At 72.1% G+C, this 21,000-nt stretch carries 16 protein-coding genes; 4 read left to right on the top strand and 12 right to left on the bottom strand.

Features of this window, described 5'->3' with window-relative positions:
- Positions 1-12: 12 nt before the first annotated feature.
- Genes fdxA through msuE form a run of 3 tightly spaced genes read right to left on the bottom strand, consistent with a single transcriptional unit; the run spans position 13 to position 2,065 of the window.
- Complete coding sequence (gene fdxA / locus FQ330_RS08255) at positions 13-330, bottom strand: ferredoxin (RefSeq protein WP_128189925.1); 318 nt, start codon at positions 328-330, stop codon at positions 13-15.
- Complete coding sequence (locus FQ330_RS08250; RefSeq protein ID WP_192575887.1) at positions 327-1,448, bottom strand: PIG-L family deacetylase; 1,122 nt, start codon at positions 1,446-1,448, stop codon at positions 327-329. The genes fdxA and FQ330_RS08250 overlap by 4 nt, the downstream gene beginning before the upstream one ends.
- Before the next feature lie 47 nt (positions 1,449-1,495).
- On the bottom strand, positions 1,496-2,065 hold the full coding sequence (gene msuE / locus FQ330_RS08245; protein ID WP_146356677.1) for an FMN reductase: 570 nt from the start codon (positions 2,063-2,065) through the stop codon (positions 1,496-1,498).
- Positions 2,066-2,186: 121 nt separating this feature from the next.
- Here msuE and FQ330_RS08240 point away from each other — a divergent pair, with 121 nt between their 5' ends.
- Complete coding sequence (locus tag FQ330_RS08240; protein ID WP_146356675.1) at positions 2,187-3,572, top strand: LLM class flavin-dependent oxidoreductase; 1,386 nt, start codon at positions 2,187-2,189, stop codon at positions 3,570-3,572.
- A gap of 161 nt (positions 3,573-3,733) precedes the next feature.
- The gene (locus FQ330_RS08235; protein WP_192575886.1) at positions 3,734-4,639 is read left to right on the top strand and encodes an endonuclease domain-containing protein; all 906 of its coding nucleotides are present in this window, start codon (positions 3,734-3,736) and stop codon (positions 4,637-4,639) included.
- 112 nt (positions 4,640-4,751) lie between these two features.
- On the opposite strand, the gene typA is transcribed toward FQ330_RS08235, so the two are convergent.
- Positions 4,752-6,656 (bottom strand): translational GTPase TypA, encoded by a 1,905-nt coding sequence (typA, locus tag FQ330_RS08230; protein WP_146356671.1) that lies wholly within the window; start codon positions 6,654-6,656, stop codon positions 4,752-4,754.
- Positions 6,657-6,746: 90 nt separating this feature from the next.
- Positions 6,747-8,447 (bottom strand): ABC transporter ATP-binding protein, encoded by a 1,701-nt coding sequence (locus FQ330_RS08225; RefSeq protein ID WP_128189800.1) that lies wholly within the window; start codon positions 8,445-8,447, stop codon positions 6,747-6,749.
- 56 nt (positions 8,448-8,503) lie between these two features.
- On the opposite strand from FQ330_RS08225, the gene FQ330_RS08220 reads away from it, so the two are divergent.
- Positions 8,504-9,106 (top strand): PH domain-containing protein, encoded by a 603-nt coding sequence (locus FQ330_RS08220; protein ID WP_128189799.1) that lies wholly within the window; start codon positions 8,504-8,506, stop codon positions 9,104-9,106.
- A gap of 10 nt (positions 9,107-9,116) precedes the next feature.
- Here the strand turns inward: FQ330_RS08220 and FQ330_RS08215 are convergent, their stop codons facing one another.
- The 3 genes from FQ330_RS08215 to FQ330_RS08205 form a co-directional block, all read right to left on the bottom strand.
- Positions 9,117-10,256 (bottom strand): ABC transporter permease, encoded by a 1,140-nt coding sequence (locus tag FQ330_RS08215; RefSeq protein ID WP_128189798.1) that lies wholly within the window; start codon positions 10,254-10,256, stop codon positions 9,117-9,119.
- Entirely contained in the window at positions 10,256-11,827 is a 1,572-nt protein-coding gene (locus FQ330_RS08210; RefSeq protein ID WP_146356669.1) for an ABC transporter permease, read from the bottom strand. Before FQ330_RS08210 ends, FQ330_RS08215 begins: the two co-directional genes overlap by 1 nt.
- Before the next feature lie 163 nt (positions 11,828-11,990).
- Complete coding sequence (locus FQ330_RS08205) at positions 11,991-13,823, bottom strand: ABC transporter family substrate-binding protein (protein WP_225792760.1); 1,833 nt, start codon at positions 13,821-13,823, stop codon at positions 11,991-11,993.
- Between the two features lie 217 nt (positions 13,824-14,040).
- On the opposite strand from FQ330_RS08205, the gene FQ330_RS08200 reads away from it, so the two are divergent.
- The gene (locus FQ330_RS08200) at positions 14,041-14,850 is read left to right on the top strand and encodes a CPBP family intramembrane glutamic endopeptidase (protein WP_225792759.1); all 810 of its coding nucleotides are present in this window, start codon (positions 14,041-14,043) and stop codon (positions 14,848-14,850) included.
- 18 nt (positions 14,851-14,868) lie between these two features.
- Here FQ330_RS08200 and FQ330_RS08195 read toward each other — a convergent pair whose 3' ends face one another.
- Genes FQ330_RS08195 through gcvT form a run of 4 tightly spaced genes read right to left on the bottom strand, consistent with a single transcriptional unit; the run spans position 14,869 to position 20,997 of the window.
- Entirely contained in the window at positions 14,869-16,671 is a 1,803-nt protein-coding gene (locus FQ330_RS08195) for an ABC transporter substrate-binding protein (RefSeq protein ID WP_146356665.1), read from the bottom strand.
- Positions 16,671-19,514 (bottom strand): aminomethyl-transferring glycine dehydrogenase, encoded by a 2,844-nt coding sequence (gene gcvP, locus FQ330_RS08190; protein WP_146356663.1) that lies wholly within the window; start codon positions 19,512-19,514, stop codon positions 16,671-16,673. Before gcvP ends, FQ330_RS08195 begins: the two co-directional genes overlap by 1 nt.
- Complete coding sequence (gene gcvH, locus FQ330_RS08185; RefSeq protein ID WP_146356661.1) at positions 19,514-19,873, bottom strand: glycine cleavage system protein GcvH; 360 nt, start codon at positions 19,871-19,873, stop codon at positions 19,514-19,516. The genes gcvP and gcvH overlap by 1 nt, the downstream gene beginning before the upstream one ends.
- Positions 19,870-20,997 (bottom strand): glycine cleavage system aminomethyltransferase GcvT, encoded by a 1,128-nt coding sequence (gcvT, locus tag FQ330_RS08180; protein ID WP_146356659.1) that lies wholly within the window; start codon positions 20,995-20,997, stop codon positions 19,870-19,872. Before gcvT ends, gcvH begins: the two co-directional genes overlap by 4 nt.
- Positions 20,998-21,000: the final 3 nt, after the last annotated feature.

Genomic DNA, 21,000 nt, shown 5'->3' with positions numbered 1-21,000 from the left:
CTCGGCCGCGGCTCAGGCCTGCGGCGGCAGCGCGGCCACGATCGGGTGGTCGTGCTTGATGACGCCCACCTTCGCGGCCCCGCCGGGCGAGCCGATCTCGTCGAAGAAGTGCACGTTCGCCTCGTAGTACTCGGCCCACTCCTCCGGCGTGTCGTCCTCGTAGAAGATCGCCTCGACCGGGCACACCGGCTCGCACGCGCCGCAGTCGACGCACTCGTCGGGGTGGATGTACAGCATCCGCTCCCCCTCGTAGATGCAGTCGACGGGGCACTCGTCGACGCAGGCGCGATCCTTGACGTCGACGCACGGGAGCGCGATCACGTAGGTCACTGCCGGTCCCCTTCCGTCGGCTCGGTGTCCGGCCGGCGCTGCTGCGCCTGGCTCATCGCTGCCATCCTAATCCGGCGCGTGGCCTCGGCGTCCGGCCACGCCAGGGCGAGCAGCGATGCGGCGGCCGGCACGATGGTCCAGAGCCAGCCGGGAAGGTTCGTCGGCACGAGCGCGCGCTCGGTGCCGAACGCGCCCCGGCCGAGCGGGTCGATCGCGATGAGCGCGATCACGCCCACCACGCCGAGCACGGCCGCGATCGTCATGGGCCGGGAGCCGGATGCCGCGCGCACGCCGCCGATGAAGCCGACGGCGGCGACGAGCGACAGCAGGATGCCCCACGGCACCTGCTGGTGCGAGAAGGTGCCCACGACGCCGATGACGATGCCCGCGAGCAGCGCACCGGCGCGCAGCAGCCAGCGCGTGCGGCGCGGCGGCCGGGTCTCGATCAGCCGGTAGTGCTCGACCGCGTCGAGCGGCCGGCGCTGGCCCCCGACGTGCACGACGTCGTCGCCCTCGACGGTGAGCTGCGAGCGGTGCGCGGCGAGCGCGTCGAGCACCCGCTGCCGCACGGGCTCGAGCGGGAAGGCGACGTCGGCAGGACGGTCGGTGCGCACGTAGAGCGGCAGGTCGTAGCGGCGGGCGACGATGACGGATGCGCGGTGCGCGGCCACGTGGTCGGGGTGGCCGTAGCCGCCGTCGGCGTCGTAGGTGACCATCGCCGTCGGGTCGGTCTCCTCGATGACGACGCCGAGCGCATCCGCGAGGTCGTCGGGGTCGGCCATGCCCATCGCGGTCGGCGGCGCGTCGGGCGCGGGGCCCGCGACGCCGCTGCGGATCCACGACATGCCGGAGTCGTCCCAGCCGTGGATGCGGCGGCCGCGCGCGCCGAGCGCGCGGAGCGCCTGGTCGAGCTCCTGCCGGCGCACCTCGCCGACGCCGACGTGGTCGACGTCGGGCTGGCGCTCGGCGCGCACCTCGCCGCGCTCGCCGAGCGTGAACGTCACGACGACCGCGTCGCCGCCGCCCGCGGCGACGGTCGCGATCGCGGCGCCGGTCGAGAGCGTCTCGTCGTCGGGGTGCGCGTGCACGAACAGCACGCGCTCGAGGCGGGGGTCCATTCCTCTCATCCAACCACCGCCGCACGCCCTCCGATGACGCGCGCGCGTCAGAACGCGGCGGGGCGCACCGGCGCCGGCACGGCGCGCAGGTACGGCAGCGCGCGGTCGGCGGCCGCCTCGATGCGGTCGAGCACCGCGGCGCAGCGCACGCGGCCGTGCTCGAACTCCTCGCTCGAGGCGTAGACGCCGACGGGCAGCGTGAGCGCCTGGAAGAACGCGAAGAGCGGCCGCAGCTGGTGCTCGATCGTGAGCGCGTGGCGGTGGGAGCCGCCCGTCGCGGCGAGCAGCACCGGCACGTCGACGAGCGCGCGCTGGTCGACGAAGTCGAACAGGTGCTTGAACAGGCCCGTGAAGCTCGCCCGGTACACCGGGCTCCCCACCACGAGCAGGTCGGCCGCCTCGATGGCGCGGATCGCCCGCTCCGCCGCGGCCGGCAGCGACTCGCGCCGCAGCGCGCCCCCGAGGTGCGGCCCGACGTCGACGAGCTCGACGAGCTCGATCGTCGCGTCCGTGCGCCGCGCGACCGCGTCAGCGAGCGCGGCGACCAGCGCCGTCGTCGACGACGGCCGGTGCACGCTGCCGCTCACGGCGACGATGCGGAGGGTCGGATGCGTCATGGCGGCAACGGTAGGCCCGCGCGGCCCGGGGCGGGCGAGTGTGACGGACCGTGACGTGCCATGACGCCGGGCGTCGCCCATCCGTTGCCCCGCCCCTCCGGCGCCCGCCACGATGCCGGGCATGACACGCCAGATCCGCTTCAACGCCTTCGACATGAACTGCGTCGCGCACCAGTCCTCCGGGCTATGGCGCCACCCCGACGACCGGTCGCGGCACTACAACACCATCGGCTACTGGACCGAGCTGGCCCAGCTGCTCGAGCGGGGCGCCTTCGACGGCCTCTTCATCGCCGATGTGCTCGGCACCTACGACGTCTACGGCGGCACCCGCGAGGCTGCCGTGCGCAACGGCGCGCAGGTGCCGGTCAACGACCCGATCCTGCTCGTGAGCGCGATGGCCGCGGTCACCGAGCACCTCGGCTTCGGCATCACCGCCGGCACCGCGTTCGAGCACCCCTACCCCTTCGCCCGCCGCATGACGACGCTCGACCACCTCACGGGCGGCCGCGTGGGCTGGAACGTCGTCACCGGCTACCTGCCGAGCGCTGCGCGCAACATGGGGCAGGACGACCAGCTCGCGCACGACGACCGCTACGACCACGCCGACGAGTACCTCGAGGTGCTCTACAAGCTGTGGGAGGGCTCGTGGGAGGACGACGCCGTCGTCGAGGACCGCGAGCGCGGCGTCTTCGCCGACCCGTCGAAGGTGCACGACATCGACCACCGCGGACGCTTCTTCACCGTGCCGGGCGCGCACATCTCGGAGCCGTCGCCGCAGCGCACGCCGGTCATCTACCAGGCGGGCGCCTCGCCCCGCGGGGTCGCCTTCGCGGCCGAGCACGCCGAGGCGATCTTCGTCGCGGCCCCCTCGAAGGAGGTCCTCGCCGGCACCGTGCGGCGCATCCGCGACGCCCTCGAGGCCTCCGGCCGCGACCGCCGCTCAGCCCGCATCTACACGCTGCTCACCATCATCACCGCGGCGACCGGCGAGGAGGCGCTCGCGAAGGAGGCCGAGTACCGCTCCTACGCGAGCGAGGAGGGCGCGCTCGTGTTCATGTCGGGATGGATGGGCGTCGACCTCGCCGCCTACGACCCGGCGGACCCGGTGGGCGACGTCGAGTCGAACGCGATCCAGTCGGTGCTGCACCACCTGCAGGCCGAGGCGGAGCTGGGCCGCGAGTGGTCGGTCGGCGACCTCGGCCGCCATGCCGCGATCGGCGGGCTCGGGCCGACGCTCGTCGGCAGCGGCGAGGAGATCGCGGATGCGCTGCAGGAGTGGGTGGAGGAGACCGACGTCGACGGGTTCAACCTCGCCTACGCCGTCACGCCCGGCACCTGGGAGGACGTGATCGAGCACGTCGTGCCGGTGCTGCGGGAGCGCGGCGCCTACCCGGAGGCGTACGCCGAGGGCACGCTGCGCCAGAAGCTGCACGGCCGCGGCGCCCGCCTCCCGGACGAGCACCGCGGCGCGTCCCACCGCATCCGCCCGGCCCCCACCCCCGCCTGACCCTGATTGGTCACGAATCGCTGTCGCGCGGCCCCGCGAACAGCGATTCGTGACCAATCGATCGGGGGCGCCTCGGGCGGGGTGGAGCGGGGCGGCAGGGCGATCCACAGCGGGGTCGCGCGGCGCGGCGGGCGCGGGGCCGGATGCGGCATGGTCCGGGGATGGATGCGGAGCGCACGGTGTTCACGACGAGGCAGGGGAAGGCCTCGGGCCTGACGGCCGCGCAGCTGCGGGGAGCGGCGTTCCGACGCCCGGCGAGCGGGTGCCGCGTCGTCGGGCCGCCGCCGACCACCGTCGAGGAGGGCCGCGACGAGCTGATCGCCGCGCTCACCGCGCTCGCGAGACCCGACCAGTTCTTCTCCCACGCGACCGCAGCGCTCCTCCACGGCATGCCGATCCCGCGCCGGCTGGAGCGCGGACCGGTGCACCTCGCATCCCCTTCCTTCACCGGGCGGATGCGCCGGCCCGGCGTGGTCGGACACCGCATCAAGTCGGAGGTCGTCGAGGTCGCCGGGCTCCGCGCGGAGGCCGTCGCCGACACCTTCGTCCACCTCGCGACCCTGCTCAGCGTCGAGGAGCTGGTGGCGGTCGGCGACTGGATCGTCGATCCGCGGCGCACCGGCAGCCTCACGATCGACGCGCTCGCCGACGCGACGCGCCGCTACCGAGGAGCCCGCGGCATGGCGGTGGTGGACCGCGCGCTCGCGCTCGTGCGCCCCGGCGCCGAGTCGGCGAAGGAGACGCAGCTGCGGCTGCGCATCATCGGCGCAGGCCTGCCCGAGCCGGTGCTGCAGCTCGAGCTCCGCGAGCCCGACGGCCGCGTCTGGGCGCGGATCGACCTCGCCTACCCCGAGCTGCGGCTCGCGATCGAGTACGACGGCGAGCAGCATCGGACCGACGACGGGCAGTACCAGCGCGACATCCGTCGGCTGCGGAGGCTGCAGTCCGACGGCTGGTACGTCATCCGCGTCACCAAGGCAGACCTCCAGGGCGGCGCCCGGGGCGTGCTCGCGCACATCGCGCACGTGCGTGCGCTCCGCATGGCCGCGGCTGCCGCGACCCGCTGAGCCGGGGTGCCCGCCCAGCCATCGCCGACCGGCGACGGCTCAAGACCGATTGGTCACGAAGTGCTGGCCGGAGGGCTCACGGCCAGCACTTCGTGACCAATCGACGGGAGGGTCAGCCCTGCTTCTTGAGGCGCGACGCCTCGCGGGCACGGGTGGTCGCGTCGAGCGTCACCTTGCGGATGCGCACGGCGTGCGGCGTCACCTCGACGCACTCGTCGTCGCGCGCCCACTCGAGGCACTCCTCGAGCGAGAGCGTCTTCGGCGGCGTCAGGCGCTCGAGCTCCTCACCGGTCGACGACCGGATGTTGTTGAGCTTCTTCTCCTTGGTGATGTTGACGTCCATGTCGTCGGCGCGCGCGTTCTCGCCGACGACCATCCCCTCGTAGACGTCGTCGCCGGGCTTCACGAAGAAGACCCCGCGCTCCTGCAGCGCCATGATCGCGTTGGGCGTGGCGACGCCCGTGCGGTCAGCGACGAGCGCGCCGTTGTTGCGCGTGGTGATCGCGCCCGCCCACGGCTGCCAGCCGTGCGCGATCGCGTTGGCGATGCCCGTGCCGCGCGTGCTCGTGAGGAACTCGGTGCGGAAGCCGATGAGGCCGCGGCTCGGCACGACGAACTCCATGCGCACCCACCCGGTGCCGTGGTTCGTCATCCCGTCCATGATGCCCTTGCGGCCCGCGAGCAGCTGGGTCACGGCGCCGAGGTGCTCCTCGGGGACGTCGATCGTGAGGTGCTCGAACGGCTCGTGCAGCACGCCGTCGATCTTGCGCGTGACCACCTGCGGCTTGCCGACGGTCAGCTCGAAGCCCTCGCGGCGCATCTGCTCGACGAGGATGGCGAGCGCGAGCTCGCCGCGGCCCTGCACCTCCCACGCGTCGGGCCGGCCGATATCGACGACGCGCAGCGACACGTTGCCGATGAGCTCGCGGTCGAGGCGGTCCTTCACCATGCGGCCGGTGAGCTTGGAGCCCTTGATCTTGCCGGCGAGCGGCGACGTGTTGGTGCCGATCGTCATCGAGATGGCCGGCTCGTCGACGGTGATCGCCGGCAGCGGGCGCACGTCGTCGGGGTCGGCGAGCGTCTCGCCGATGGTGATCTCGGCGATGCCGGCGACCGCGACGATGTCGCCGGGGCCGGCGCTCTCGGCCGGCACGCGGTCGAGCGCCTTCGTCTCGAGCAGCTCGGTGACGCGCACGTTCTGCACCTCGCCGTCGTGCCGCACCCAGGCGACCGTCTGGCCCTTCTTGAGCGTGCCCGCCTTGATGCGCAGCAGCGCGAGGCGGCCGAGGAAGGGGGATGCGTCGAGGTTGGTGACGTGCGCCTGCAGCGGAGCCTCGTCGTCGTACGTCGGCGCCGGGATGTGCTCGAGGATCGCCCCGAAGAGCGGCTCGAGGTCCTCGCTGTCGGGCAGCGAGCCGTCGGCGGGCTTCGCGGTCGACGCGCGGCCGGCCTTGCCGGATGCGTAGACGACCGGCACGTCGAGGACGGCGTCGAGGTCGAGGTCGGGCACGTCGTCGGCGAGGTCGGAGGCGAGGCCGAGCAGCAGGTCCTGGCTCTCCCCCACGACCGCGTCGATGCGCGCGTCGTGGCGGTCGGTCTTGTTGACGAGCAGGATCACGGGGAGCTTGGCCTCGAGCGCCTTGCGGAGCACGAAGCGCGTCTGCGGCAGCGGGCCCTCGGAGGCGTCGACGAGCAGCACGACGCCGTCGACCATCGACAGGCCGCGCTCGACCTCACCGCCGAAGTCGGCGTGGCCGGGGGTGTCGATGACGTTGATCGTGACGGGGCCGTCGGCGGCGTGCGCGCCGGTGTAGCGGATCGCCGTGTTCTTGGCGAGGATCGTGATGCCCTTCTCACGCTCCAGCTCGTTCGAGTCCATGGCGCGCTCGTCGTGCGTGTCGTGGGCCCCGAAGGAGCCGGTCTGCGTCAGCATCGCGTCGACGAGGGTGGTCTTGCCGTGGTCGACGTGGGCGACGATCGCCACGTTGCGGAGGTCGGATCGCGCGGCGATCGGCATGCAGGTGCCTTCCGGTTCTGGGGAGTTCGCGACGAACGGCCGCGGCGCCCATCCTAGCGGGCGGCCGCGGCCGTGCGTGCGGGGCGGCGGTCAGCTCGCCCGGCGCGACTCCCTGCGCTCGGCCTGCGCGACCGGGTCGGGCAGCGGCACGGCGGAGATGAGGCGCTGCGTGTAGGCGTCCTGCGGGTTGCGCAGGATCTGGTCGCGCGTGCCCTCCTCGACGATGCGCCCCTTCCGCATCACGACGATGCGGTGCGCGAGCGAGTCGACGACCGCGAGGTCGTGGCTGATGAAGAGGCACGCGAACTGCAGCTCCTGCTGGATGCCCGTGAGCAGCTCGAGGAAGCGCGCCTGCACCGACACGTCGAGCGCGGAGGTCGGCTCGTCGGCGATGAGCAGCTCGGGCGCGAGCGCGAGCGCGCGGGCGATGCCGACGCGCTGCTTCTGGCCGCCGGAGAGCTCGTGCGGGTAGCGGTTGCGGTAGGAGGTCGGCAGCTCGACCGACTCCAGCAGCTCCTGCACGCGCTTGTCGAGCGCCTTGTGGTCGATCGCGTCGCCCGCCGCGCGGCGGGAGAGCAGGATCGGCTCGCCGATCGACTCGCCGATCGGCATGCGCGGGTTGAGCGACGACGACGGGTCCTGGAAGACGATGCCGGTCTTCTCGCGCAGCGGCCGCAGGTCGCGCATCGAGGCGGCCGAGATGTCGTGGCCGGCGACGGTCAGCGTGCCCGACTTGATGGGCAGCAGGCCGATCGCGGCGCGGCCGAGCGTCGTCTTGCCGGAGCCCGACTCGCCCACGAGGCCGACGATCTCGCCCGGGTACACCGACAGGTCGATGTCCTCGGCGGCCCGGAACGCCGGCACGCGGCCGCGCTTCGGGTACTCGATGACGACGTCGGCGAAGCGCAGGATGGGGTCGACGGTGTCGGAGACCTTCGACGCCTCGAACGCGCGGCCCGTCTCGTCCTCGTGCACGCCGAGGTACGGCACGGCGGCCAGCAGCTCCTTCGTGTACGGGTGCGAGGGGCGCTGGAAGACGTCGAGCGCCGAGCCGCGGTCGACCATCTCGCCGTTGCGCATGACGATGATGCGGTCGGAGAGGTCGGCGACGACGCCCATGTCGTGCGTGATGAGGATGACCGCGGAGCCCAGCTCGTCCTTCAGCTTGCGCATCAGGTCGAGCACCTCGGCCTGCACCGTCACGTCGAGCGCGGTGGTCGGCTCGTCGGCGATGAGCAGCGCCGGGTCGCACGCGAGCGACTGGGCGATCATGGCGCGCTGGCGCTGGCCGCCCGAGAGCTGGTGCGGGTACTTGTTGAACGCGGTCGGCGGGTCGGGGATCTCGACCTTCGCGATCAGCTCGATCGCGCGCTCCTTCGCCTGGTCGACCGTGAGGTCGTAGTGGCTGCGGAGCGCCTCGGAGATCTGGAAGCCGATCGTGTAGACGGGGTTGAGCGCCGTCATCGGCTCCTGGAAGATCACCGCGATCTCGTTGCCGCGGATGTGGCGGAGGTCGCGCTCGGGGATGCCGAGGATCTCCTTGCCCTTGAGCCGCACCGAGCCGTTCACGCGCGCGTTCGGCGGGAGCAGGCTGATGAGCGCCATCGCGGTCGTCGACTTGCCGGAGCCCGACTCGCCCACGATCGCCAGCACCTCGCCGGCGTGGACCTTGAACTCGGCGTCCTTGACGGCCGGGTAGAACTTGCCGTCGACCCAGAAGTCGACGTTGAGGTCGCGAGCCTCGAGGATGACGTCGCGGTCGGCGACGGGGGCGGCTGCCGTGTCGGTCACGGGAGCTCCTCTCCTGCGTTGTCTGCAGTGCAGTGGTGGTCTGCGAAACTGGATGGATGGCCTATCAGCGAGCGGTGTTCCGATCGTCCTTCGGCAGGGTGATCACGGTGGTGATCGGGGTGCTCATGGGGCTCGCCCTGGCGAGCATCCTGCTCGCCGACGACCCGGTGGGCCTGCTGTGGTCCGCGCCGTGGCCGCTGCTCGGGGCCGCGGTCACGTGGGCCTTCATGTGGCGCCCGCGGGTCACGATCGACCACGGCGGCGTCGAGGTCGTGAACCCCTTCAGCACCTGGGAGGTGCCGTGGGGCGCGATCAAGCGCATCGACACCAAGTGGGCGCTCGAGCTCACGCTCGAGGACCGTCGCCTGACCGCGTGGGCGGCGCCGGCGCCGAGCCGCTACGGCATCGCGCGCGTCACGACCGAGGACATCCGCCTCGCCCGCGAGTCGAGCACGGTGGGCGGCGCGATCCGCCCCGGAGACGCCGTGCACAGCGTCTCCGGCGCGGCCGCGCACGTCACCCGCACCCACTGGGAGGAGCTGCGCGACGAGGGCCTGCTCGACGAGGCGGCCACGGCGACCCGCAGCTGGCACTGGCCGACGATCGCGATCGTCGCCGTGCCGGCGCTGCTGGCCGCCGCGGGCCTCGTGCTTCGCTGAGCGCAGCACGTCAGCCCCGGTCGCGGTCGCCGCGGTCGCCCGCGGTGTCGCCCTCGGCGCGCGGCGCACGGGCGTCCGGCCCCGGCGCCTGACCGTCGGCCGCAGCCGCGAAGGCCGGGTCCTCGGCCTCGTGGCCGCGGAGCGCGGCCGCGTCGGCCGCGGCCACGTCGGCCTGGCGCATCGCCCGCTCGGACGGCATCCGCTTCTGGCGCGGGTCGAACGCGTCGCGCAGGCCGTCGCCGATGAAGTTGATGCACAGCGCGATCACGATGATGAACGCACCGGGCCACCAGAACAGCCAGGGCCGCGTCTGGAACGCCTCCTGGTTGAGGCTGATGATGAGGCCGAGCGACGTGTCAGGCGGCTGCACGCCGAACCCGAGGAACGACAGGCCGGTCTCCGCCAGGATCGCGCCGGCCATCAGCAGCGTCGTGTTGACGATGATGACGCCCATGGCGTTCGGCAGGATGTGCTTGAAGATGATGCGGCCGTTCGAGGCGCCGGCCACGCGGGCCGCGTCGACGAACTCGCGCTCGCGGAGCGAGAGGAACTCGCCGCGCACGAGTCGAGCGAGGCCCGTCCACGAGAACAGGCCGAGCACGATCGCGAGCACGAAGGCGCCGAGCTTGCCGAACGTCGAGCCGATCACGGCGCCGATCACGATGAACGGGATCGTGATGATCACGTCGGTGAAGCGCATCAGCACCGAGTCGACCCAGCCGCGGAAGAAGCCCGAGAGCGCGCCGATGACGATGCCGATCGTCGCGCCGATGAGGCCGACGAGCACCATGATCATGAGCGACTGCTGCGTGCCGCGCATGACGAGCGCGAACAGGTCCTTGCCGATCGAGTCCTGGCCGAACGGGTGCTCCCACGAGGGGGTGCCGCCGTTGACCGGGCGCGGGTTCTGCGTCCAGTCCCAGGCCCACCAGCCGGGGATGCGGACGGGGCCGGCCGAGATGCCGACGGACGTGAACGCCAGGATGATGATGAGCGCGAGCACGATCATCGACGTGACGGCGCCCCAGTGCCGGAAGAAGCGCTTCCGGACGATCTGGCCCTGGCTGAGGCCCTCGATCTCCTTGAGCTCGAGGTTGGCCTCGGCGTCGGTGACGTGCGGCTCGTTGGTCTGCGGGATGTTCGTGGTCATCAGCTCACCCGGATCCGGGGGTCGAGGGCCGCGTATGCGATGTCGGCCAGCATGTTGAACAGGAGCGCGAGCGCTCCGGTGACGAGGAAGAACGCCATGACCGGGTTGGGGTCGACCTGGTTGAGGCCGTTGATGAACATCGATCCCATGCCGGTCCAGCCGAACACGCGCTCGGTGATGACGGCGCCGCCGATGATGCCGGCGATGTCGAACGCCACGATCGTGGTGATCGGGATGAGCGCGTTGCGGAACGCGTGCCGCACGATGACGGTGCGCTCGGTGAGGCCCTTCGCCCGCGCGGTGCGGATGTAGTCCTGGTTGAGCACCTCGAGCAGGCTCGCGCGGGTGTAGCGCGTGTAGCCGGCGAAGGAGATGACCATCAGCGCGATCGTCGGCAGCAGCAGGTGCGTGAACGCGTCGACGCCCTGCACGAAGAAGGACGACTGCGAGAAGCCCGGGTTGCTCGCGCCGATCGTGGCGATCGGACGGCCGCGGATGTAGCCGGACTGCGAGTAGGCCTGCCACAGCTGCATGTGCCGGTCGACGACCATGATCGCGCCGACGAGGAACGCCGTCCATCCGCCGATCTTCATGTTGACCGACTTGTTGTCGCCGCCGAAGACCCAGCCGGCGCCGACGCCCACGAGGATCGTCACGACCGCGAGACCGGCGAGGATCCAGAAGTTCATCGGCACGACCTGCGGGTTGAACAGGTAGTAGTTCACCGGGTAGTACAGCGCGATGCCGACCACGGCGACGCCGAGGCCGATCATGAGCGAGCGGCGGTTCTTGATGCCGGCGAGGATCGCCGTGACGATGAGCGCCACCGAGAGCATGAGGAACGCGATCGCGAGGAGCGAGAAGTCGAGCCCGAAGAGGATGAAGCGGGGGTTCAGGAACCAGCCCGACATGCTCATGTAGCCGAGCACGAGGCCGCCGGCGAGCGTGCCGAGCGCGAAGGTGATCGCCTTGCGCTTCGGATCGCCGCCGAGCACCGACATCCAGAACAGGCCGGAGACGAGCGCGACGACCACGATCACCCACCAGTCGATCTGCGCGCCGGTCTGCAGCCAGTCGTTCGCGCCGATGGCGAGGAACTGCTTGAGCAGCACCGCGAACCAGAAGATCGGCAGCGAGAAGAAGAGGAAGGAGATGAACGTCACGCCGTAGTCGTACGAGGAGTACTGGCGCAGCGCCGTCGTGATGCCGATGACGATGCCGAGGATGATGGCGACGATCGTGGCGATGGTCACGAGGCGGAGGGTCTGGTCCATCGAGTTCAGGAGCACGTTGAGCACGGGCTGCTGCTGGATGGTCATGCCGAAGTCGCACTGGCCGATGAAGCATCCGCCGATGCCCCCGAGCCAGATGAAGTAGCGCAGCGGCGGCGGCACGTCGAGGTGCAGCAGTCGGATGCGGGCTTCGATGAGCTGCGCTGTCTGCGGGGTCTGGACGCCGCGGAGATCCTCGAGCGGGTCGCCTGAGAAGGCCACCATGTTGTACATGAGGAAAGTCGCGGCGAGCAGGATGAGCACTGCCGCGATCAGGCGCCTGACGATGAATGTCGCCACCGGTTCGCCTCCTTGAGTTCCGGTCTACGGGTGGATCCGAGATCGCTGATCGAGCGAGTCGGAAGAGTTCATGCGAGAGGCGCCGGGCCAGGTGGTCCGGCGCCTCTCTGCCTGAAGCCACATCACACTAGCAGTGGATGGGACTGGAGGCGGGTGTGGTGGATCAGCCCTCCGAGGCGTTCGTCTCGGTCGGCGTCCAGTCCCAGACGTTCCAGAAGATCGTCGGGGCGAGCGGCGACGAGTCGATGCCCGTGATGCGGTCGGAGAACGCGGTGACCTCCGGGAACTGGAAGATGGTGATGCCGAACGCGTCCTCGACGAGGATGCGGTCGATCTCCATCAGCAGCTCCATCTGGCGCTCGGTGTCAACGGTGGTGTTGAGCTCCTGCACGACAGCGTCCATCTCCTCGTTGGAGTAGTAGGACAGGTTGTTGATGCCGCCGGTCTCGAAGTTCGGACCGACCGAGGCGACGCCGAGCGAGGTCGACTGCCATCCGAAGAGCGACGCGTCGTACGCACCGGGAGCGCCGAGGAGGCCACCCCACTCGGGCGACGAGCAGTCGGTCACGGTCCAGCCGGCCTCAGCAGCCGACTCGCGGATGAGCTCGAACTCCGACACGCGACGAGGGTTCGTCGAGGCGAACAGGAGGCAGACCTCGGTGCCCTCCTCCAGGCCGGCCTGCTCGCGCAGCGCCGTGGCCTGCTCGATGTCGACCTCGGAGTACATGTCGAGGATGCCCGAGTTCTCGACCGACTCGTCGTAGCCCTCGGCGCCCGGGACGAACACGGCCGAGTTGCGGACCGTGGCCTCCGGGTTCAGCGGGATGATGAGGCGGTCGATGATCTCCTGGCGCGGGATCGTCAGCAGGAACGACTGACGAGCCTCGAGCGTCTCGAAGACGCCCGGGTTCTTCGACTGGTCGAACTGCAGGTCGATGTGCTCGTACGTCGCACCCTCGCCGTAGCTGACCGTGATGCCCTCGGTGCCCTCGAGGGCAGCGCGGACGTCAGGCGTGGCCTGGGGCTGGATGATGTCGACGTCGCCGTTCTGGAGCGCCGTCACCGCAGCCATGGCGTCGGTGATGAAGCGGACCGTGATGGTCTCGACCTGCGGCTGGTGGTCGCCGACGTAGTTCTCGTTGGCCTGCAGCGTGATGTACTGGTCGGCCACGAAGTCGCTGATGATGTACGGGCCGTTGGCCGTCAGCACCGACGTGTCGGAGGGCATCTCGGTGAAGTTGAAGCCCGTGTTCCAGTAGGAGGCGAGCTGCGCGATGACGCCCATGTCCTCGTTCTGGATGGCGTCGATGACGGCCTGCTTGGCCTCCGTCGGGTCCTCGATGCCGAGCGCGTTCATCGCGATGACGTGCGCGGGCAGGCCGGCGCCGAACGCGAGCTCCCAGTCGACGTAGAAGTCGGAGTACGTCATGAGGATGCCGCGGCCGTCCTCGTTGATCTCCGGCGTCTCCTGCACGAGGCCGAGGCCCGACGTGGGCGTGGCGCCCGAGTCGAAGAAGACCGTGCCCTCGGGGAACTCGGTGGTGAACTCACCGGTCTCCGGGTCCTGGTACTCCTCCGGAGCGAAGTCCTCCGTGTTGAACGCGCCCGAGATGGCTGCCCAGTTGAGCAGCATGTCGGCGGCGTCGACGGGAACCTCATCGCTCCACTGGACGCCCTCGTTGATCGTGTACTGGACCTGCAGCGGGTCCTCCGACACGAGCTCGTACGAGCCGAAGGAGGTGTCCTGCTGGAGCTCGGGGGTGTTGTCGTAGAAGTTGAACCCCGAGTAGGTCATGTAGTTGATGTTGTTGTTCGCGGTGGCGTTGCCGAACGACGTGTTGCCGTTCGCTGAGTAGAACGGCTGGTTCCACGCTGCCGTGATGGACGTGCCCTCGACGATCTCCGCTCCTGGCGCCGTAGTCGGCGTGCAAGCGGAGAGGACGAGCGCGCCCGTCGCGAGCAGCACGCCGCCCGCAGCGAATCGCTTGATCCTCAATGTTCCTCCTGTGCAAGGTGAGCGCGCGGCCAGACAGCCGCTGTGCTCTGGATGAGTGCCACTGTAGGCCCGAGAGCGAGCCCGATCGGGCGCGGCAACCGGATCGTTACCAAGTCGGTGCAGAACCGTGATCGAATGCGCCGCCGCCGATCTCGCGCAACAGATGTGCACAGGGGCCCCGATCGGCGCGCAGAAGTCGCGGCCCTACCCTGGAGCCGTGACCGAGCCCATCCGCCTCGAACCCGTCCGCGAGCACGCCCCCTCGCAGCGCCGCCTGTGGTGGGAGCTGGCGATCGTGCTGCTGCTGTCGCTCGGCGCCAGCGCGCTCTGGTCGGTGCTGCAGTTCCTCGACGTCTCGACGCGCGCGACGCCCATCGGCGAGCAGCAGGTGGCCCTCAACCCGGCGCGCTCCGACCGCGCGTGGCTCGACCTCTCGTACCAGCTCACCGGCATCGCGCTCGACCTCGTGCCGGTGGCGCTCGTGTGCTGGCTGCTCTGGCGCTCGCGCCGGCCGCACCTGGGCGCGCTCGGCATCGACGCGACCCGGCCGGTGCGCGACACCCTCTCGGGCGCGGCCCTCGTGCTCGTGATCGGCATCCCCGGCCTCGCCCTCTACCTCGCGGGGCGGGCGATGGGGCTCACGGTCGACGTCGTGCCGTCGCCGCTCGACGCGCAGTGGTTCACCGTGCCCGTGCTGCTGCTGTCGGCGCTGCGCGCCGGCCTCACCGAGGAGGTGATCGTGATCGGCTATGCCTTCGAGCGGCTGCGGCGGCTCGGGTGGGGCGCGGGCAGGCTCGGCGCCTGGCCGATCATCGTCGCCGCCGCGGTGCTGCGGGGCGTCTACCACCTCTACCAGGGCGTGCCCGCGCTCTTCGGGAACTTCGCGATGGGCGTGCTCTTCGGCTGGCTCTACGCCCGCACCGGCAGGCTCGTGCCGCTCATCGTCGCGCACACGCTCATCGACGTGGCCGTCTTCATCGGCTACCCGTGGGCGTACGGCGCGTTCCCGCAGCTGTTCGCGCGGTAGCCGCCGGACCGGGCGGTCTCAGGGTGCGGGCGTGGCGCTCTCGAGGCTCCACTCCCACGCGTTCCAGGTGAGGGATGCGGGGGCCGGGCGGGGCGCGACGCCCTGGAGTCCCGCGGCGCTCACGGTGAGGCGGATCGGCTCGGCGATCGGCAGCGCGAGCGCGTCGGCGACGAGCGACGTCTCGACCTCGAGCAGCGTCTGCTCGAGCGCGTCGGGGTCGGCCGTGGAGAGCGCCTCGTCGAGCAGCGCCTCGCGCGCGGGGCTCCCGGCGCCCGTGATGCCGCCGCCGCGCCAGCGGTCGGCGACCGCCTCGGCGTCGGCGGGCGCCGCGACGACGCGCAGCACCGCGTGCCAGTCGTCCTCCGCGAGCCCGGCGGCGAGGTCGTCGACGCCGCAGTCGCGCACCTGCCAGCCGGCCTCGGCCGCCTGCGCGGCCATGGCAGGGAGCGCGGCCGCCGCGAACGCATCCGACCGGTCGTAGCGCACGCACACCTCGGTGCCGGCGGGGATGCCGAGCCGGTCGCGCTCGGCGGCGGCGGCCTCGGGCTCGGCGCCGCCGAAGGCCTGCGGCAGGCCCGCGTCCTCGAGCGCGTACTCGTAGACGCGGGTGCCGGGGCGGAACAGCAGCGCGTCGACGCGGTCGGCCTCCTCGGCGCGCTCCCCCAGCGCCGCCTCGACGAGCGCCTGCCGGTCGATCGACTGCAGCAGCGAGCGGCGCGCCTCGGCCGAGCGCAGCGGCGCGCGGTCGGCGCGCAGCGCGAGCTCCCAGCGGAGCCCGGTGGCGCCGGCGATGAGCGTCGCGTCGTCGCGCTCGAGGTCGCGGATGGTCGTGCGGTCGCCGTCGGCCGGCTGCACCGCGGCCACGTCGAGCGCGCCGGAGACGAGCCCCTGCAGCGCCGCCGCGTCGTCGGCGACGTCGTGCAGCACGAGCCGCTCGATCTGCGGCAGCTGGGCGCCCACGTACCGGTCGTTCGCGACGAGCTCGACGCGGCCGTCGCGCAGCTGCTCGAGGCGGTACGGGCCGCTCGCCACGAGCGCGCCGGACGCGGGGTCGGCTGCGCTGATCGGCAGCCCGGCGCTCCAGGCCTCGGCGATCGGCGCGAGCGCGAGCGGGTCGGCGCGGTCGATCGCGTCGAGCACGCGCTGCTTCGCCTCCATCGGGTCGGCGATGCCGAGCACCTGCTGCCCGAGCACGTGGGCCGGCACCGCGACCTCGAGCGCCTCGCGCCAGTCGGGCACCGGCTGCGCGAACGCGACGTCGATCGCGCGCCCCCAGTCGTCGCGCACCGGCGCCTCCACCGCGTGCACGAGCCCGCCGGGATCGGCGACGTCGAACCACACCGCGTCCTCCGGCAGGTCGAGGCGGCCGTCCTCGCCCCGCAGCGCCGCGAGGTCGAGGTCGGGCGTCGACAGCGCGTTCGACGACGCGGCCCACGCGAGCGCGAGATCGGCGGCGTCGATCGGCACGCCGTCGGACCAGCGCACCCCGTCGGCCAGGTCGTAGCGCACGGTGAAGGGCGCCTCGGAGACCACGGTCGCGGTGCCGAAGGAGGGGTCCTCGCGCAGCTCGCCGTCGGCGCCGACCGTCGCGAACGCCGCGCGCGTCAGCGCGGCGACGTCGCGGTTGCCGGCGGTCGCGGCCGGCACGCTCGCCGCGCTCGCCGCCGTGAGCTCGCCCTCCCACGCCACGTCGACGCTCGAGCCGGGCACGACGCGCGCCTCGACCTGCGGACCGCACGCGCTCAGCGCCATCGCGACGACCGCCGCCCCGGCCACCGCGGACGCGGTACGGGCGGCGATCGAGCGACGGCCGCGGAGCATCAGGCGAACGCCTCCACCGGCGGGCAGCTGCAGACGATGTTGCGGTCGCCGTAGGCCTGGTCGACGCGCGCGACCGGCGGCCAGTACTTCGCCCGCTCGACGCCCGCGACGGGGAAGACCGCCTGCTCGCGCGTGTACGGGCGGTCCCAGTCGCCATGCACGATCGAGCCCGCCGTGTGCGGCGCGCGCCGCAGCGCGCTCTCGGCCAGCGGCGTCTCGCCGCGACCGATCGCATCCGCCTCGGCCTTGATCGCGATCATCGCGTCGACGAAGCGGTCGAGCTCGCCGAGGTCCTCCGACTCCGTCGGCTCGACCATGAGCGTGCCCGCGACGGGGAACGACATCGTCGGCGCGTGGAAGCCGTAGTCGACGAGCCGCTTGGCGACGTCGTCGTTCGAGACGCCGGTCGCCTCCTTGAGCGGCCGCAGGTCGAGGATGCACTCGTGCGCCACGAGGCCGTGCTCGCCCGTGTAGAGCACCGGGAAGTGCTCGCGCAGGCGCGCGGCGACGTAGTTGGCCGCGAGCACGGCGCTCGCGGTCGCCTTCGTCAGGCCGTCGAGCCCCATCATGCGCACGTACGCCCACGAGATCGGCAGGATCGACGCGGAGCCCCACGGCGCCGACGAGATCGGGTTGGCACCGACGCGCAGGCCGTCGATGAGCTCGGACTCCTCGCGCGGGTCGCGCGGCAGGAAGGGCGCGAGGTGCGCCTTCGCCGCCACGGGGCCGACGCCCGGGCCGCCGCCGCCGTGCGGGATGCAGAACGTCTTGTGCAGGTTGAGGTGCGAGACGTCGCCGCCCATGTCGCCGAAGGTGGCGTGGCCGAGCAGCGCGTTGAGGTTGGCGCCGTCGATGTAGACCTGCCCGCCGGCCTCGTGCACGAGGTCGGTCACGCGCCGGATCTCGGACTCGTAGACGCCGTGCGTCGACGGGTACGTGACCATGAGCGCCGCGAGCTGCCCCGCGTGGGTGCCGATCTTGGCCTCGAGATCGGCCACGTCGACGTCGCCGTTCTGGCTCGTCGCCACGACCACGACGCGCATGCCCGCCAGCACGGCGCTCGCCGCGTTGGTGCCGTGCGCCGAGGCGGGGATGAGCACGACGTCGCGGTGCCGGTCGCCGCGCGAGTCGTGGTACCCGCGGATGGCCATGAGCCCCGCGAGCTCGCCCTGCGCGCCCGCGTTCGGCTGCAGCGAGACGGTGTCGTAGCCGGTGATGCGCGCGAGCCAGTCGCCCAGCTGGTCGATGAGCGCGAGCGAGCCCTCGGCGTCCTCGAGCGGCGCGTACGGGTGCAGCTGCGAGAACTCGGGCCACGTGATGGCCTCCATCTCGGCCGCGGCGTTGAGCTTCATCGTGCAGGAGCCGAGCGGGATCATGCCGCGGTCGAGCGCGTAGTCGCGATCGGCGAGCCGCTTCGCGTAGCGCATGAGCTGCGTCTCGGAGCGGTGCGCGTGGAAGACCTCGTGCGTCATGAAGTCGCTGCGGCGGGCGAGCGTCGACGGGATCGCGCGCTCCCCCTCGCCCGCGTCGGCGAGGCCGAGCGCGGGCAGCAGCACGTCGAGCAGCACGCCCGTGCCCTCCTCGGCCCACGTCTCGTCGAACGAGACGTGCAGCACGTCGTCGTCGACCGCGTGCACGAGGATGCCGGCCTCGGCCGCCGCCGACCGCAGCTCGGCCGCCCGGCCGGGCACGCGCATCCGCACCGTGTCGAAGAACGCGTCGTGCACGATCTCGACGCCGGCCTCGCGGGCAGCGCGCGCGAAGCGGGTCGCGACCGCGTGGACGCCCTCGGCGATCGCGCGGATGCCGTCGGGGCCGTGGTAGACGCCGTACATCGACGCCATGACGGCCAGCAGCACCTGCGCGGTGCAGATGTTGCTCGTGGCCTTCTCGCGGCGGATGTGCTGCTCGCGGGTCTGGAGCGTGAGCCGGTAGGCGGGGTAGCCGTCGGCGTCGACCGAGACGCCCACGAGCCGGCCCGGCATCTGGCGGGTGAGCGACTCGGCGACGGCCATGAAGCCCGCGTGCGGCCCGCCGAAGCCCATCGGCACGCCGAAGCGCTGCGAGGAGCCGACGACGATGCGGGCGCCCTGGCTGCCGGGCGCCTCGATGAGCGCGAGCGACAGCAGGTCGGCGGCCGCCACCGGCACGCCGCCCATCTCGGTCGCCGCGGCGAAGGCGCCGCTCGCGTCCCAGACGCGGCCGGATGCGCCGGGCAGCTGGGCGATGAGGCCGAAGGCGTCGGGCAGGTCGGCCGGGTCGGTCTCGGCGAGCGGCAGCTCGACGAGCTCGATGCCGGTCGCGTGCGCGCGGTGGCGCAGCAGCGCCTTCGACTGCGGCAGCAGGTCGGAGTCGACGACGAAGACCGACGACGACGCCTTCGAGGCGCGGCGCGCGAGCAGCATCGCCTCGACGACCGCGGTGCCCTCGTCGAGCATCGACGCGTTGGCGATGTCGAGGCCCGCGAGGTCGGCGACCATCGTCTGGAAGTTGATGAGCGCCTCGAGGCGGCCCTGGCTGATCTCGGGCTGGTACGGCGTGTAGGCGGTGTACCAGGAGGGGTTCTCGAGGATGAGGCGCTTGATGGGCGGCGGCGTGACGGTGCCGTGGTAGCCGAGACCGATCGCGCTGTGGCGCACCCGGTTGCGGGCGGCGAGGGCGCGCAGCTCGGCGAGCGCCTTCGTCTCGGTGGCGGCCTCGCCGATGCCCGTGCCGGCGCTGCGGATGCCCGCGGGCACGGCGGCGTCCATCAGCGCTTCGAGCGACTCGAAGCCGACGGCCGAGAGCATGCGCTCCTCGGCCGCCGCATCGATGCCGATGTGGCGGTCGACGAACGGGCGCATCAGGCGGTGAGCTCGCGGTAGGCGGCCTCGTCCAGCAGCTCGGGCTCCTCCGAGAAGCGCACCTTGACGAGCCAGCCGGCACCCTCGGCTGCGGAGTTCACGAGCGTCGGGTCGCCCGCGACCTCGTCGTTGACCTCGAGCACCTCGCCCGCGGCGGGGGCGAGCAGCTCGCCCACCGACTTCGTCGACTCGATCTCGCCGATCGCCTCGCCGGCGGCGAAGCTGCGGCCCACGCCCGGCAGGTCGACGAACACGACGTCGCCGAGCGCGGCCTGCGCGTAGTCGGTGATGCCGATCGTGGCGGTGTCGCCCTCGACGCGGATCCACTCGTGGTCTGCGGTGTACTTGGTCTCGCTCATGCTCGGGCCTCTCGGGTGTAGAACGGCAGCGCGGTGACGGACGCCGGCAGCTGCGTGCCCCGGACGTCGACGGACAGGGAGTCGGAGGTCGCCGAGCCCGGCTCGACGAGGGCCATCGCGATCGGGTGGCCGAGCGTCGGCGACAGCGCGCCGCTCGTGACCGAGCCGACGACGCGGTCGCTGTCGAGCACCGGGTAGCCGGCGCGGGGCGCTCGTCGGCCCTCGGCCGTGAGGCCGACGAGCACGGGCGCGTCGGCCGCGGGGCCGGCTTCGACGGCGGCGCGGCCCACGAAGTCGCCCTTCGTCTTGAGCGCGACGACCCGGCCGAGGCCGACCTGCGCGGGCAGCACGTCGAGCGACAGCTCGTGGCCGTAGAGGGGCATGCCCGCCTCGAGCCGGAGCGTGTCGCGCGCGGCGAGACCGCAGCGGGCGAGCCCGTGGCCCTCCCCCGCGAGCTCGATGGCGCGCCAGAGGTCCTCCGCGGCGTGCGCGGCGATGTACAGCTCGAAGCCGTCCTCGCCGGTGTAGCCGGTGCGGGCGACGAGCACGTCCTCGCCCTCGAAGACGGCCGGCAGGCTGCGGTAGTAGCGCAGCCCGTCGAGCGGCTCGGACTCCAGGCCGATCGCACCGACGATCGCCGCTGCGGCCGGGCCCTGCACGGCGATGAGCGCGGTCTGCTCGGGCTCGTCGACGACCGTCGCGTCGAAGCCCGCGGCGCGCTCGGTCAGCGCGTCGAGCGCGGCGTGGCGGTTGGATGCGTTGGCGACGACGAGGAACTCGGCGTCGCCGGTGCGGTACACGATGAGGTCGTCGACGATGCCGCCGTGCTCGGCGAGCAGCAGCGAGTACTTCGCCTGCCACAGCTCGAGCGCCGAGAGGCGGCCGGCGAGCGCGTGGTCGAGCATCGCGCCCGCGTCGGGGCCGCTCACGCGCAGCTCGGCCATGTGGCTGAGGTCGAACAGGCCCGCGCGCTCGCGCACCGCCTGGTGCTCGGCGAGGTCGGAGCCGTAGCGCACCGGCATCTGCCAGCCGGCGAAGTCGATCAGCTGGGCGCCGGCCGCCTCGTGCACGGCGAGCAGCGGCGTCACCGGGGCCGTGCGATCGATGGATCCCTGCGCGGTCATGAG

Source organism: Agrococcus sediminis, from assembly GCF_007923295.1.
GTDB classification, from domain to species: Bacteria; Actinomycetota; Actinomycetes; order Actinomycetales; family Microbacteriaceae; genus Agrococcus; species Agrococcus sediminis.
This window is presented reverse-complemented; position numbering and strand designations above follow the sequence as displayed.